Annotated in this window: 15 protein-coding genes; 3 read left to right on the top strand and 12 right to left on the bottom strand. The window is 67.0% G+C overall.

Annotated features, from left to right (window positions below):
- Window positions 1–66 precede the first annotated feature (66 nt).
- Window positions 67–429 (top strand): hypothetical protein, encoded by a 363-nt coding sequence (locus ACQ86A_RS03450; RefSeq protein WP_431279230.1) that lies wholly within the window; start codon window positions 67–69, stop codon window positions 427–429.
- 59 nt (window positions 430–488) lie between these two features.
- On the opposite strand, the gene ACQ86A_RS03445 is transcribed toward ACQ86A_RS03450, so the two are convergent.
- The 7 genes from ACQ86A_RS03445 to ACQ86A_RS03415 all read right to left on the bottom strand — a co-directional run bounded on the left by ACQ86A_RS03445 (window position 489) and on the right by ACQ86A_RS03415 (window position 7,425).
- Window positions 489–689 (bottom strand): hypothetical protein, encoded by a 201-nt coding sequence (locus ACQ86A_RS03445; protein ID WP_431279229.1) that lies wholly within the window; start codon window positions 687–689, stop codon window positions 489–491.
- Between the two features lie 220 nt (window positions 690–909).
- Window positions 910–1,602, bottom strand: coding sequence for a class I SAM-dependent methyltransferase (locus tag ACQ86A_RS03440; protein WP_431279228.1), 693 nt, complete (start codon window positions 1,600–1,602; stop codon window positions 910–912).
- Between the two features lie 80 nt (window positions 1,603–1,682).
- Window positions 1,683–1,865 (bottom strand): hypothetical protein, encoded by a 183-nt coding sequence (locus tag ACQ86A_RS03435; protein ID WP_431279227.1) that lies wholly within the window; start codon window positions 1,863–1,865, stop codon window positions 1,683–1,685.
- A 43-nt stretch (window positions 1,866–1,908) separates the two neighbouring features.
- Window positions 1,909–2,919, bottom strand: a complete 1,011-nt coding sequence (locus tag ACQ86A_RS03430) for an alpha/beta fold hydrolase (protein WP_431279226.1) — start codon at window positions 2,917–2,919, stop codon at window positions 1,909–1,911.
- 46 nt (window positions 2,920–2,965) lie between these two features.
- Entirely contained in the window at window positions 2,966–4,675 is a 1,710-nt protein-coding gene (locus tag ACQ86A_RS03425) for a glycerophosphoryl diester phosphodiesterase membrane domain-containing protein (RefSeq protein ID WP_431279225.1), read from the bottom strand.
- 222 nt (window positions 4,676–4,897) lie between these two features.
- A complete protein-coding gene (locus ACQ86A_RS03420; RefSeq protein ID WP_431279224.1) occupies window positions 4,898–6,490 on the bottom strand; it encodes an ABC transporter permease in 1,593 nt (530 codons plus the stop codon).
- On the bottom strand, window positions 6,487–7,425 hold the full coding sequence (locus ACQ86A_RS03415; protein ID WP_431279223.1) for an ABC transporter ATP-binding protein: 939 nt from the start codon (window positions 7,423–7,425) through the stop codon (window positions 6,487–6,489). Before ACQ86A_RS03415 ends, ACQ86A_RS03420 begins: the two co-directional genes overlap by 4 nt.
- Window positions 7,426–7,499: 74 nt before the next feature.
- Between ACQ86A_RS03415 and ACQ86A_RS03410 the strand changes: the two genes are divergently transcribed.
- Entirely contained in the window at window positions 7,500–8,120 is a 621-nt protein-coding gene (locus ACQ86A_RS03410; RefSeq protein WP_431279222.1) for a TetR/AcrR family transcriptional regulator, read from the top strand.
- On the opposite strand, the gene ACQ86A_RS03405 is transcribed toward ACQ86A_RS03410, so the two are convergent.
- The 3 genes from ACQ86A_RS03405 to ACQ86A_RS03395 all read right to left on the bottom strand — a co-directional run bounded on the left by ACQ86A_RS03405 (window position 8,117) and on the right by ACQ86A_RS03395 (window position 10,176).
- The gene (locus tag ACQ86A_RS03405; protein WP_431279221.1) at window positions 8,117–8,818 is read right to left on the bottom strand and encodes a hemerythrin domain-containing protein; all 702 of its coding nucleotides are present in this window, start codon (window positions 8,816–8,818) and stop codon (window positions 8,117–8,119) included. The two genes, ACQ86A_RS03410 and ACQ86A_RS03405, sit on opposite strands and share 4 nt — an antisense overlap.
- A gap of 37 nt (window positions 8,819–8,855) precedes the next feature.
- Window positions 8,856–9,227, bottom strand: a complete 372-nt coding sequence (locus tag ACQ86A_RS03400; protein ID WP_431279220.1) for a VOC family protein — start codon at window positions 9,225–9,227, stop codon at window positions 8,856–8,858.
- Between the two features lie 220 nt (window positions 9,228–9,447).
- Window positions 9,448–10,176, bottom strand: a complete 729-nt coding sequence (locus ACQ86A_RS03395; RefSeq protein ID WP_431279219.1) for a MarR family transcriptional regulator — start codon at window positions 10,174–10,176, stop codon at window positions 9,448–9,450.
- 276 nt (window positions 10,177–10,452) lie between these two features.
- Here ACQ86A_RS03395 and ACQ86A_RS03390 point away from each other — a divergent pair, with 276 nt between their 5' ends.
- Window positions 10,453–11,070, top strand: coding sequence for a DUF4097 family beta strand repeat-containing protein (locus ACQ86A_RS03390; protein ID WP_431279218.1), 618 nt, complete (start codon window positions 10,453–10,455; stop codon window positions 11,068–11,070).
- A 70-nt stretch (window positions 11,071–11,140) separates the two neighbouring features.
- On the opposite strand, the gene ACQ86A_RS03385 is transcribed toward ACQ86A_RS03390, so the two are convergent.
- Both ACQ86A_RS03385 and ACQ86A_RS03380 read right to left on the bottom strand, forming a co-directional pair.
- Window positions 11,141–11,911, bottom strand: a complete 771-nt coding sequence (locus ACQ86A_RS03385) for an SDR family oxidoreductase (protein ID WP_431279217.1) — start codon at window positions 11,909–11,911, stop codon at window positions 11,141–11,143.
- Between the two features lie 113 nt (window positions 11,912–12,024).
- Window positions 12,025–12,921 carry an SDR family oxidoreductase gene (locus ACQ86A_RS03380; RefSeq protein ID WP_431279216.1) on the bottom strand — a complete coding sequence of 299 codons (897 nt, stop codon included), beginning with the start codon at window positions 12,919–12,921 and terminating at the stop codon, window positions 12,025–12,027.
- Window positions 12,922–12,923 lie beyond the last annotated feature (2 nt).

Genomic DNA, 12,923 nt, shown 5'->3' with positions numbered 1-12,923 from the left:
CCTTGGCGGAGGCTCGAATCGAAAGCAGGTGTTCAGATGACTGACAGCGGCCGTGGCCTTCGGGTCATGCGAATCCTCAGCGCGATCGTCCTCTTGGCGATCGCCGGGATCCATCTCTTCCTCGTGTTCGACGGTGTCGGCGGCCTTCTGGGCGTCCTCTTCATCCTGAACGCCGTCGCCGGGATCGTTCTGGCGATCGGGATGCTCATCCTCCGCGGCGCGCTCTTCAAGATCGCCACTGTGCTCAGCCTGCTCTTCACGATCGCGAGCCTCCTCGCCCTACTACTGGCGCTGACGGTCGGCCTGTTCGGCATCACCGAATCGTGGTCCTTCACCCTCGTGCCCGAGACGGTCATCGTCGACGCGATCGGCGTCGTGCTGCTCGCCATCACCACGACGATGGCGCTCCGGAGGCGCGTGGCGGCTTGAGTCGCGCTGCATTCGTAGTTTCGGCAGGCGCTCCTGAATCGGTTGGCCAGAGCGCGGAATCAGTTCAGCCGAGGCCGGCCCGCTGGGCGCAAAGCCGCGTCCAGGGCTTCCGGCGACCCGTACTCAGCCAGCAAGAACTCGAGGCCCCCGGCGGCCGCATCAGCGCCCGTCGAGACGTTCGCCGCCACAGGCACCCCGGTCGCCGGATCAGTCAGCCTCGCCGCCAGTGCCGCGAACTCTGCGTCGGTCTGCTCAGCCATTCGGTTCTCCTCCCTCAGGTGCCGGAACATTGCTCGATCATAAGGAAAAGCCGCCGTCAGCCCGTGCTAAAGCCAGCAGGTCGGGACGCATCAAGGTCAGAGTGAACGCTCGGTAGATCAGAAATAGGAAGCTGCTTACCGCCATCGCGTGACCCGCGGCATTTCCGGCTGTCCCTTCTCGGCGCTGAGTCGCGGGCTGGCCCGAGCCTACTGGCAAGCTCTACGCCCGGGCGGTCCCCGCGATGTGCGTGTTGAACGGGAGGAACGGGGTGTGCACGCGGTAATGCTCGACCGCAACCGTGTCGAATCCGGCGGCGCGCACGCAACCTTCGAGGTCGCGCTCGCACGAGCATCCTTCGAAGGTCCAGGCCCAGGGGCGACGCAGGATCCGCTGCGCGGCACGTGTCGGCGTTCCGGGATCGGCGACCACGTGCTCGACGAAGCGGAACGTGCCACCGGGTTTCAGGATGCGACGGATCTCAGCGAGCACTGCCGCGGGATCCTGCACCGAACAGAGCACCAGCGAGGAGATCACCGTGTCGACACTGTGATCCGGGAGGCCCGTCTGCTCGGCCATGCGCTCGCGCAGGTCGAGGTTAACGCCGTGGCTGCGCGCCGCATCCCTCAGCTGATCATGCATGTAGCGGTTGGGTTCGATGGCGACGAGTGTGTCGCCCGCGCCGAGGTAGCGGAGGTTGGCGCCGACCCCTGGGCCGATCTCGACGACCGTGCGAGGGAGGTCTGCGAAGACCTGGCGCTTGCGCCGACGCAGGCTCGACTCCAGGTACGGTCCCATCACGCGGAAGAAGGCGGCATTGAATGGGCCTCGTGCGCTGTGCAGCTCGAAGTGCGGGTCTGACGAGGTGTCGGGTTCGGCAGGAGCAGTGTCGGGTGTGGTCGTGTCGTTGTCCATCGCTCCAGAGTGCAAGACCGCGCCGACCCCGTCAGGCGTGGAACTACCTCACTTCCGAGCGGCGCGACAAACAGCGAGAGCTACGGCCGGTAGTCCTTCTTGGCCTCATAGAGCGACCTCGCGGATTCATCCGCTGAACGTCCACCATTCATTCCGCCGACGACGATCATGAGAATCCTCGCAATGCGCGCCAACAAGCTGCCGATGGCCCGCCCCGTTGCGGTCACAATGCTGCGAGCCGACTGCGACGATGCCATGGTCACGCCCCGTTCCTCGACTGAATAAACCAACCGTACGCGTAACAGCTCACTTCTGGGTGGCGTACCACACGGCTATCTGCGCGCGTGATCGAAAGCCGAGGCGGGTCCGGATGCGTTCGACATGCCCCTCAGCCGACCGTTCGTCGATCCCGAGTCGCGTCGCGATTTCGCGGTTCGTGTGCCCGGCGGCGATCAGCGCCGCGACCTCATCCTGCCGCGGCGTCAGGGTTCCGGCGCCGGCTCGCGAAGCGCGCAACCCTAGGAAGCGGCGGATCGTCGACGCGAGAGCGTGCGAGTCACCCACGTACGGCATGTGCGAGCGGCCGGGCAGCACCACGAGTTCGGCGCCGGCGATGCCCGCGGCGAGTGCCCGAGCCTGCTCTACCGGCGCGGCGCGGTCCTCATCCCGATGCACCACCAACGTCGGGGCGCTCACCTGGGCGAGGAGGTCGGTCACATCGAGGTCGTAGCTCATGGCGAGTAACGCTCGGGCGGTGGCGGGCGAGGCGGAGGCACGCTGGTAGCGGCTGAGCGTCTCGCGGGTCGAGGACCGCGCATCCGGAGCGAAGATGTCGGTGAGCACGTCGGAGCCGAGCCCCCAGTGCGACTCGACCAGGCCCAGGATGTGGTCACGCGCATCGGGTGGTGAGATCTCAGGGCCGCGCACCCAGCCGCCGTAGAGCACGAGCCGTCGCACGGTCTCAGGATGCGCGGCCGCCCACGCCACCGCGACCAGCGCCCCCATCGACGTACCCACCAGGTCGAACGGTTCCGGACCGAGACTTGCGACGACCGCGGCGAGTTGCTCGAGTTCGAACGCCAGCGAAGGCGGCCGGTCGGACGGCGCCGAGAGGCCGCATCCTGCACGGTCGTACCGCACCAGACGGCATCCCTGCGCGAGCGACTCGTAGAAGGCGCGCTCCTCCGGCACCTCCCAGCTCAGCTGTAGATGACTGAGCCAGCCCGACACGTACACGACCGGGCGTCCCGTGCCGACCGTGGAAAACGCGAGCTGCGCGCCGTCGGCTGTCGTCACCCGACCGATGCGTTGCTGCATGCCCCCATTCTGGACCCGCACCGCAGCACGTCGAACAAGCGGAGCGCTAGCGGAGAGCGTCGAGGTAGCTCAACGCGTCCGCGACGTGCAAGGCCGTCTCGTCCGTCCGGTCGAACTGCGTGCGGCTCTCCTCCGCGACGTTCGGGATGTCCGTGACGATTCCGTCGACGCGGTCGCGCATGAGCTTGCGGATCGTCACCGGATCGTTGACCGTCCAGACGTAGACGGGTTTCCCCTCCGCGTGCGCGTCCGCGAGGAAGCCCGTGTTGAACGACGCCTGCTCGATGACGTAGAAGTCGCAGTCGAGCTGAGGGACCGCCCCGATGCTCATCGCGATCGTGTAGCCGACCCGGAGTTCAGGACGACGCTCCTTCAGACCGCGCACCGCCTCGGGGCTGAGAGAGTGGTAGATGTTCTGGTCGGTTACCCCGGCGGCATCGAGCTCGGCGAGGAACCGGTCGATGTAGTCGGGCGATTCGTGGCCGTGGACCTTCAGCTCGATGAGCAGCGGCACGCCGAGCTTCGCGGCGCGTTTCACATAGTCGGTCATCGTGGGGATCGTTCCGGTGAACCCGCCCTCGGTTTCCACGACCTTCGTGACCCGGTCGACCGTCATGTCGTAGATGTTCTCGTTGAGGCCGGCGACCATGAGCAGGTTGGTGTCGTGGCTCGCGACGAAGCGGCCATCCTTGGTCTCCTGCATGTCGGTCTCGACATAGTCGGGATGAAGCTTGGCGGCAGCATCCAGCGCGGCGATCGTGTTCTCCACCCCGCCGCCCGAGTAACCCCGATGCGCCAGCACCACGGTGTCGACGGATGCGGGCTCGTCAGCCGCGCGGACAGGAGCCGCCGCGACGCCGCTGGCCAGAATCACCGACGCCACGGCGACTCGCGCGCCCACAAGCGTCGCCTTCGCGCGCCGCGACTTGGACGCGATCTGAACCCCGAGTTCGATCGGCGCCAGGCCCAGGAATTCGCGACAGTCCGCGACCAGGAGCTGAGCCACCACGACGGTCACCGCGCCGGTGAGGAAGAACCCGATCGTGTGCCCGGCGCTGATGCTGACGGAGCCGACGACGCCCGCGGCGTCAGGCCAGACCCGGCTCACCGCATCCGTGACGCCGATGAGAGCCTCGCAGAGCGCCGTGGTCATCAGCACCCCGGCAGCGACCGGAACGGCGATCAGCAGCAGGGTGCGCCAGAACCGCCGACGGGTGGCCCGAACGCTGTCGACGAGCGCCCGGAAGGGTCGCCTGCCCCCGACGAACATCAGCGGGAGCGTGTGGATCAAGCGCAGATTGAGGTACATCAGGATGCCGATGACAGCCATGTAACCCAATCCGCCTGCCGTGGTCTTCATGAACTCACGCGTGACGAACGGTGGGATCGACACCCCACGCGTGATCACGGAGAACAGCCCCAGACCGCCCAGGGGCGCGAGCACGAAGAGGTACACGACGAGCACAGCCGATTGGTGGTGCATCACCCGGCGGATCGCGCGCGCCGTGTCCACCGCGATCCCGGAGAAGGTGAGCGCTCGACCGGTCTGCTGCCGATTGACCATGACGACCGTCGCCGACAATTGCAGTGTGAGGGCGATCAGCGCGATGGCAGCGATCGCGAGCAGCAACAGGTCGGCCAGCGGGCTGACCAGGAGATCCCCGAGAGTGCGGTCGGTCACTTGCTCGAGGTGCGCCGAGGTGAGCGCGAGGCCGAAGAGCCCGTTGATCGCGGGCAGCACAGCAAAGTAGTTCACCGCCTGCAGAGCGAGGATGACGAGAAGGAACCGGAGTAGTCCGGCCCGCGTCAGTCGGAGCGCCGTAAGAATTGCTCCCCTGCCTCGGAGGGCGCGGGTTCGGGGTTCGTCTTGCGTGATCATCGGTTCGGCGCTCGGGCGCGCGCGTGCTCTCTATTTTCTCTACAGCTGAGGAATTCCTCGGCCGTCGAGGACGGTATCACAGCAGCCTGTGTTCGCCTGTCAGCGAGCGAGGTCGCGGCGGCGGAACCCGGCGAAGCCGACCGCGACGAAGAATGCGGTGACGAGGCTGATCCAGAGCAGCCCCCACGCATCCGCGTCGCTGAGTGTGACGTTCGGGATGTGCCAGAACGGGCTGATCGCGAGGATCCAGTCCCAGAGTTTGAACGTGGGCCCGAGCAGCGTGAGCACGAACGAGAGGAGAACCCCGAGCCATGCCGCGATGCTGACCTGCGGACGCGCCCCGACCACCGCGACCGAGACCGCGACGACCGTCCAGACCGCTGGGACGGTGACGACCGCCTGCAGAATCGCGTCTCCGAAATTGACGCCGATGTCCGCCGTCGAGGCGAGGGTCGCGATGACCGTTCCGGCGATCAGAACGTAGACCGCGGGTGCGGCCAGGGCGAGCACGACGCTGCTCGCGTAGTAGCGCTGGCGACGTACCTTGGTCGCGATCACCACTTCGACGCGGTCCTCCATCTCCTCGGTGCGCAGCTTGAGCATGATCTGCACGCCGGGGATCGAGGCGATGATGCCGACCAGGCTCAGGATGGTGACGAGGAACGCCGACACGAGCGCATCCGGAGTCGTCGCTCCCGCGGCGAGCACCTGCGCAACCGCACTGTCCGAGCTCAGGATGTCGGTGATCGAGGTGGCGAAGAAGCCGAAGACCACGCCGAGCGCGAGGAACGCGATCGTCCAGGTGATGACCGGGCCGCGATTCACGCGGAAGGTGAGGCGCCACGTCGACCGGTCCTTCCCCCGGGCCGGACCCGGACGCGGCGCGATCGCGCCCTGCCCGAAGTCACGCCGGGCCTGAAGCGCGAACGCGATGCCGATCAGGATGACCGTGAGGCCGAGCGCGAGCAGCAACGGCCACCAGTGGTCGCCGTTCGCCGGCCGGGTCTCGGTCATCCAGCCCAGTGGGTTGATCCAGACCGTCCATTTGGGCGCCTCGACCGAGTATGCAAAGCCGCGGAGGATGAACAGCACACCGAGCGTGCCGACCGCCATCGAGTTGGCGGTTCGCGAGTCGGACCCGATCTGAGCCGTCACCGCTGCGACGGCTGTGAACATCCACCCCGTCGCCGTGAACGTTGCACCGAGGAGCATCGACGCCTGCCAGTTGCCACCGCACAATCCGGTGACGACGCCGGCGATCACACCGAGTCCGAGAGAACCGACGAGCGCCAGGCCGACGCCCGCCAGCAGACGGCTGTCCCGCCCGAGCACGCCGGACGCGAGCAACTCGGCTTGGCCGGAGTCCTCCTGACCGCGGGTCGCCCGCGTGACCGCGAAGATCGCTGCGAGCGCGGCCAGGAATCCGCCGATGGCGAGGCTGCGCCAGGCGTTGAATCCGTCGGTGGTGCTGATGTCGAACGCCGGGCCGAAGATCAGGCCGAGTGCAGGATTCGCGCCGATCGCCGTCGCCAGCCCCGCGCGATCCTGCTGGTCGGGGAAGATCCAGGGATAGACGAGCACGGACGACGCGGACAGGGCCGAGACGATGAGGATCCAGGGTGCGAAGCTTCGGCCGTCGTGTTTGACCGAGGTGCGGAGCAGCGGCGCCGTACCCGTGAGCGCGGTGCTCATCGCCCTGCCGCCGGCTCGGTCTTCGTCGCGCTAGCGGGCTCAGTGGCGTTCTCGCTCTCGTAGAGCCGCAGGAAAAGGCTCTCGAGCGATGGCGGCTCCACCGTGAGCGCCGCGATCCCGAACGGCGCGATCAGGTTCATCGCCTCACCGATCCGGTCGGAGTCGACGGTTCCGGTCAGCTTGCTGCCGTCGAGGCTGACATCGTGGAACGCTGCCAGCTCGCTCGCATCCGGAACCCGATCGAGAACAGCGTGAATGGACGTGCGCGTGTGTCCGCGAAGCTCGGCGAGCGTGCCGTCTTCGACGATGCGGCCGTCACGGATGATGCTGAGCCGATCGGCGAGGTTCTCGACCTCGGCCAGGATGTGACTCGACAGCAGCACGGTCACACCATTGTTCTTGGCCTCTCCGATGACCTCTTGGAACACGTTCTCCATCAGGGGGTCGAGCCCGCTCGTCGGCTCGTCGAGCACCAGCAGTTCGACGTCCGACGCGAGTGCGGCGACGATCGCCACCTTCTGCTTGTTGCCCTTGGAGTACTGTCGTCCGCGCTTGGTGGGGTCGAGCTCGAACCGCTCGATCAGGTCGGCACGTCGCTTCTCGTCGAGGCCGCCGCGCAGGGTGCCGAGAAGATCGATGGCCTCGCCGCCGGTCATCCCGGGCCAGAGGGACACGTCACCCGGCACGTAGGCGAGGCGTCGGTGGAGGTCGACCACGTCGCGCCACGGGTCGCCGCCCAGCAAACGCACCGTTCCACCGTCCGCGCGAAGCAACCCGAGCAGCACTCGGATGGTCGTGGATTTGCCGGCTCCGTTCGGACCGAGGAAGCCGTGCACCTCGCCCCTTGTGACTGTCAGGTCGAGGCCCCTGAGCGCTTGGAACTTGCCGAAGGACTTCGTCAGCCCCTCGACCTCGATTACCGCGTCCGCGTTCATGGACTTCCCCTTCGACGTCGGTCGAACGAACTCTCCAGGTGAGGAAATCCCCACTTGGAGAGTAAGCTACACGCATGGCGGGTACCGAGGCAATGCGCAAGCGTCCGACCGGTCGACGCGGCGGCGACAGCGGAACCCGCGACGCTATCCTCGACTCCGCACGCGACCTCTTTTCGGAGCGCGGCTTCGAGGGTGCGTCCATCCGCGCGATCGCCACCCGGGCAGGAGTCGATCCGGCGCTCATCCGGCACTTCTTCAAAGACAAGGACACCCTGTTCGCGGCTACGCTGGTCGATCGCACTGCTATCCCCGAGCGGATGGCCGCGAGTTTCGTGGGCGACATCGACGGTCTCGGCGCCCGAGTGGCCGACTCGTACCTCCGCCTGTGGGAGGAGCCGGAGACGCGGCCCATCCTCTTCTCCCTCGTCCGCTCCGCCGTCACGTCGAGTCGAGCGGCCGAGATGCTGATCGAAGTCATGGGCACCCGCATCCGCGACCACCCGAACGGCGGTGCGTTGGGCGACGAACGGATGCACCGCATCGCCCTCGCAGGAGCGCATCTGTTCGGGGTCGCGATGGCCCGCTATGTCGTCAAAGTGCCGCCGATCGCCCGCCTCAGCCACGAGACGCTCGTCGCCGAGGTAGCGCCGTCGATCCAGCGGTACCTGACCGAGCCATTGGCCGGCGCCGGCTAGCTTCCGGTCAGCTGCGACCGGTTCTTCTCGTACTTGCGCTTGCCGACCATCCGCCAGAGCAGACGGGCCGGAGCCGGAAGGTGCTCGCGTTGCCACTCAGCGCCGCCGTCGGGCTGGGAAGCGAGGATCGCGCCCAGCGCTTCCCAGTTCTTGCCCTTGGGCGTGGCCTTGCGCCCGTGCTCGCCGAACCAGTCGACCTCTTTCGGCGTCATGGTCCTCTCCATGACGGGAACGATGTTCGCCTCCTCGTCGGGCAGATGGATGGCGAGTGCCGCGTTGATGCCGTCGAGAGCATCCTGAACGGGTGCAGCATCCGCGGCCAGGCCCGAGGCGCGCCAACGGGGCAGCGCACCATCCATCTCGGTCAGGTGAACGAGGAGTTGGGCATGGTGCTCTTTCATCCGTTCGACATGAACGGCGCAGGCGGGCGCGCGCTCCTCGAGAGTGCCCCACAGGTGCGAGTCCTCGCCCTCATGGTGAGCATGGAGGGAGACGGACAGCATCGCGAGGTGGTCGCCGACGACGTCGGCGTGCGCGGAATCACCGCTTGCAACGCCCGCGATGAGAGCCGGTGCCTCGCGGAACCCCGCGCGGAACATCCGGTGGATCTCGGCCATACCCCGCGCATCGCAGGTCTTGGCGCTTACGGGACCGCCGTTCGGCGCGGCTCCCTCTGACGGCAGGGCTGTAGCGGGCATGATCGCTCTCCTTCGACGACGACCTGGCGATCGAACTCTACATTCCTTCGGTCAAGCAGATGAAGTTTCCTTCGCTGTCTCTGAACCAGGCGGCTCGCGTGTCGCCGACCGTCGCGATTCCGTTCTCGGTCTTCAGACCGGGGAAGTCGTAGTCCTCGAAGGCGACACCACGCCCGCGCAACCTGGTCATGTCGGCCACGAGATCGTCGGTGAGAAAGCACATCTGGGTGTTCTGGGCCGAGCCGGCATTGCCCGTCTCGTAGATCTCGAACGACGTGCCGCCATCGAGGCGGTAGATCAGGTTGCCGTCCGCCGCGGCATCCGGATCGAATTCGAGGGCGTCGTGATAGAAGTCCTGTGCGCGTTTGAGATCGGATGCGGGCAGCACTGCGTGCGCTTCTTTGAGCATGGGAAATACGCCTCCTAGGGCGTGGTACAGCGGTCTTACTCCGGGGTGGGAACTCGACCGCATCGCGGTACTGCGCCGGTGTGGTCGCAGCTCCTCGTCCGTCCGTTCCGGGTATTCCGGACGACAGGCGCTGGCGAACCAATCGATGGCTGAGATTTTACGCCGGGGGCGCTGCCCGTGGTGGGTCTGATCAAAGGTTGCAATCCTGCACAGATTGCGGTCACTCGTCTTTGACTTGGCCCGCCCCGTCGACCATCAGGAGCCCGCGGGCCTGTTCGGCGGCGCGGGCGATGCTCTCGCCGACGAAATCCATGAAGCGGGCCATGTTCTCCAGGCGTGTGCCCGAGGGGGTGTTAGCCCCGAGGAGGCGCACTCCCTGGCGTGCGGTCTCCGCGATCTGGGCGTTGGATCGAGCCGCAGCGATCATCGACTGGAACCACACGTCTCCGTCGGCGATGTATCGCTCGCGTCGGCCCTCGGTGCGTTCCCGGATGACGAGGCCCTGGCTCTCGAGAAGCGCGATCGCCTTGGAGACCGATCCGGGGCTCACCCCCAGCCGCTGCACCAGCTCCGCTGCAGTGAGGCTGCCGGCGTTGGTCGTGTAGAGACTGGTGAGAACACCCGCTGCCACGCGCGGCAGGCCCGACTGCATGAACAGAGTGGTGAACTGCTCCTCGTACTCGCGAACCGCCCGCGAGTCGACTCCGTCGGCGACGGATGAAGGCGCAGCGCGAGGCGCGGCACCCCGACTCTGGTGAGCGCGCTGTTCTGTGGCGCGCTGCGCCAGGTCGGCACGATAACCGGTCGGGCCGCCGTTGCGCATGACCTCCCGCGTGACCGTCGACGTCGGGCGGTCGAGGCGGCGCGCGATCTCCGCATACGCGAGGTCGTCAGCCAGACCGAGCGCGATCTGCTGCCGCTCCTGCTTCGTGAGTCTACCTGCGGGCATCCTGGGCCTCCTCCGCCGTCGACACGTCGAGCGTAGCGTTCATCGGCGCACTAATGCAACGGATGGCCGTATTAAAATTGCGTTCAGTTGTGGACCAGTGCAACATTATCTACCTCTTGATCGGCATATTTACCGATCTAACGCAACATAGTTGTTGCGTGATTGCGAAACGCAACGTAGCGTTTCTCTTGTCCGAAACATCCTGAGCAGTACCACTGAAGGAGTGAGCGCCATGCCGAAGTACAACACCCCCGTCCCATCACCGCCGTTCTCGACGTGCCCGCCGGTCACCTCCGGTTCGTCGCCGCAGCGCGTACTGACACGATCGTGGATGTGCGACCCGCGGATGCCTCGAAGGGCCGCGACGTGAAAGCAGCGGAGCGGACCACCGTCGAGTTCACCGACGGCGTCCTGCGGGTTGCGACCCCCGAGAAGAATGCCGCCTTCGGGCCGTCGGGCACCGTTGAGGTGACGGTGCAGCTGCCCGCCGGCTCCCGTGTCGAAGCGAAGGCCGGTGCGGAGCTCCGCGGCGCCGGCCGACTGGGCGACGTGACCGTGCACGACTCGTACGGCCCGATCAAGCTGGACGAGGCATCGAGCGCCACCCTCGGAACGCTCGACGGCGACATCACGATCGGCCGTCTCACCGGCCCCGCTGAGGTCGCAACGGCTCGCGGCGATGTGCGAGTCGATGAGGCCCTGCAGGGCAAGGTCGTTCTCAGCACCCAGCTGGGAGACGTGACCGTTGGTGTGCCTGCCGGCGTCACCACCAGCCTGAACGCGGGAACCACGCACGGCCGGATCACGAACGCCCTGGCCAACACGGGCGGCGATGTCGCCCTGGAGATCCACGCGACCACGACCGCCGGCGACATCGCGGCGCGCACGCTCTGAGAGTCGCGCCAAGAAAGGGGTGCGGGGCGATTGCCTCGCACCCCTTTCTTCGTTGCTTCTGATGCGCCTGTCAGCTCCGAGTCGACGACTCGGTCAGCCACTCCTCGAAGCTGGTCGGTGCCAGCTCGACCGAGGTGATCTCAGGATCGTTCCCCGGAACGAGGGACGCGTCGGTGACGGTTCCGCCGAAGTAGCCCATGGAAACGTCTTCGATCACCGTGCGCGGGTCGTTTCGTGCCGCGAGGACGCGCTGCCCCAGATCGGCAAGCCGGAGAGGCTCAGGACCGGCCAGTTCAGAGATCCCGTTGCTCGGCGCCAGCAGCGCGGCGTTCGCGAGTGCGGCCGATACGTCGGCCGCGGCAATCGGCTGCATGAGCACGGGCGACAGGCGAATCGTGTCGCCGTCGGCCCCACCCTCCGCCAGCGCGGGGATGAACTCGAAGAACTGCGTCGCGCGCACGATCGTGTGCGGAACGCCGCTGTCGGTCACAATCTTCTCCTGAGCCACCTTCGCGCGCATGTAGCCGATGTCGGGCATCCGGTCGGCACCGACGATCGACAGCACGACATGGTGGCCGACGCCCGCTGCCTTCTCCGCTTCGACCAGATTGCTGGTTGAGCGCTCAAAGAAGTCGAGCACGGGCCCGTCTTCGAACGACGGAGAGTTCGGGATGTCGACCACGACGTCCGCGCCGGAGAGCACCTCGGCGAGACCCTCGCCCGTCACCGTGTTCACTCCCGTCGACGGCGACGCGGCGACGGCTTCGTGTCCCGCCTCGCGCAACGCCGCGACCAGAGGCCGACCGATCAGACCTGTACCGCCGATGACCACGATCTTCATGGGATTCCTTTCACTGGGAGCTCGCGGAGCGAGTGCTCCACGGCCTTCACCAACTCAGACCGGGCAGCATCCCGTGCTGTGACATCCACGCCGAAGATCGAGCGGCGGTGCGATTACTTCGTACCGTAGTAGCCCGACTCGATGTCGTCGATCAGACCGGGGTTCGTCGGCGTCCAGTCGAGCGATGCCTGGGTCTTGGCGCTGGAAGCGGGGATGTCCAGTGCGAAGAACATGCCGATCCAGCCGAAGTGCTCGGCTGCCGCGTCCGGGGCGATCGAGCGGGTGGGCACGCCGAGCGCATCGCCGAGCGCGGTCGCGATCTCGAGAGCGGAGACGCCCTCCTCGCCGACGGCGTGCACGCGGGATCCGGCGGGGGCGTTCTCGAGTGCGAGAGCGACAAGCTTCGCGGCATCGGCGCGGTTCACCGCGGGCCAGCGGTTCGAGCCGTCACCGACGTATCCGGAGACCCCCTTCTCCTGGGCGACGCCGGAGATCACGGATGTGAAGCCATGGTCGCCTTGGCCGTGGACCGTCGGTGCGAACCGCAGGGCGACCGGACGAATGCCGCGCGAGGCGAACGAGAGGGCGAGCTGCTCGGCGCCGCCGCGGGGCGAGTCGGGTCCGCCGAACGGGACCTCATCGTCCTCGGTGACCACGCGGCCGGGGGCGAGTCCAGCCACTCCCGAGGCGAAGAGGAAGGGGCGATCCGACCCGGCGAGGGTGTCGCCGAACATCTGGATGGTCGCGCGCTCCGTGGCGCCGGCCCCCGCCATGTCGGAGAAGTCGTGCTTGAAGGCCAGGTGGATGACGCCATCGGATGCGGCTGCCGCGTCTCGCATGCTGTCCAGGTCGTCGAGGCTTCCTCGGTGCGGCGTCACGCCCGCCGCCTGGAGTCTGGCGAACGAGTCGTCGTTGCGGGCGAGACCGGTGACCTCATGCCCGGCGGCGAGGACCTCCTGGGTGACGGCAGTGCCGATCCATCCGGATGCTCCGGTGATGAAAATACGCATTC

Origin of the sequence: Leifsonia poae (assembly GCF_050632195.1) — a bacterium.
GTDB classification, from domain to species: domain Bacteria; phylum Actinomycetota; class Actinomycetes; order Actinomycetales; family Microbacteriaceae; genus Leifsonia; species Leifsonia poae_C.
Note: the sequence above shows the minus strand (reverse complement) of the source record. Positions and strands in the feature narration are given on the sequence as shown.

Bases quoted from the DNA above. Each gene is read 5' to 3' on its own strand.
- ACQ86A_RS03410 (WP_431279222.1), top strand. From the start codon at position 7,500: ATGGCGGGTACCGAGGCAATGCGCAAGCGTCCGACCGGTCGACGCGGC.
- ACQ86A_RS03430 (WP_431279226.1), bottom strand. From the start codon at position 2,919: ATGCAGCAACGCATCGGTCGGGTGACGACAGCCGACGGCGCGCAGCTC.
- ACQ86A_RS03405 (WP_431279221.1), bottom strand. From the start codon at position 8,818: ATGCCCGCTACAGCCCTGCCGTCAGAGGGAGCCGCGCCGAACGGCGGT.
- ACQ86A_RS03415 (WP_431279223.1), bottom strand. From the start codon at position 7,425: ATGAACGCGGACGCGGTAATCGAGGTCGAGGGGCTGACGAAGTCCTTC.
- ACQ86A_RS03450 (WP_431279230.1), top strand. From the start codon at position 67: ATGCGAATCCTCAGCGCGATCGTCCTCTTGGCGATCGCCGGGATCCAT.
- ACQ86A_RS03380 (WP_431279216.1), bottom strand. From the start codon at position 12,921: ATGCGTATTTTCATCACCGGAGCATCCGGATGGATCGGCACTGCCGTC.
- ACQ86A_RS03420 (WP_431279224.1), bottom strand. From the start codon at position 6,490: ATGAGCACCGCGCTCACGGGTACGGCGCCGCTGCTCCGCACCTCGGTC.
- ACQ86A_RS03445 (WP_431279229.1), bottom strand. From the start codon at position 689: ATGGCTGAGCAGACCGACGCAGAGTTCGCGGCACTGGCGGCGAGGCTG.
- ACQ86A_RS03395 (WP_431279219.1), bottom strand. From the start codon at position 10,176: ATGCCCGCAGGTAGACTCACGAAGCAGGAGCGGCAGCAGATCGCGCTC.
- ACQ86A_RS03440 (WP_431279228.1), bottom strand. From the start codon at position 1,602: ATGGACAACGACACGACCACACCCGACACTGCTCCTGCCGAACCCGAC.
- ACQ86A_RS03385 (WP_431279217.1), bottom strand. From the start codon at position 11,911: ATGAAGATCGTGGTCATCGGCGGTACAGGTCTGATCGGTCGGCCTCTG.
- ACQ86A_RS03400 (WP_431279220.1), bottom strand. From the start codon at position 9,227: ATGCTCAAAGAAGCGCACGCAGTGCTGCCCGCATCCGATCTCAAACGC.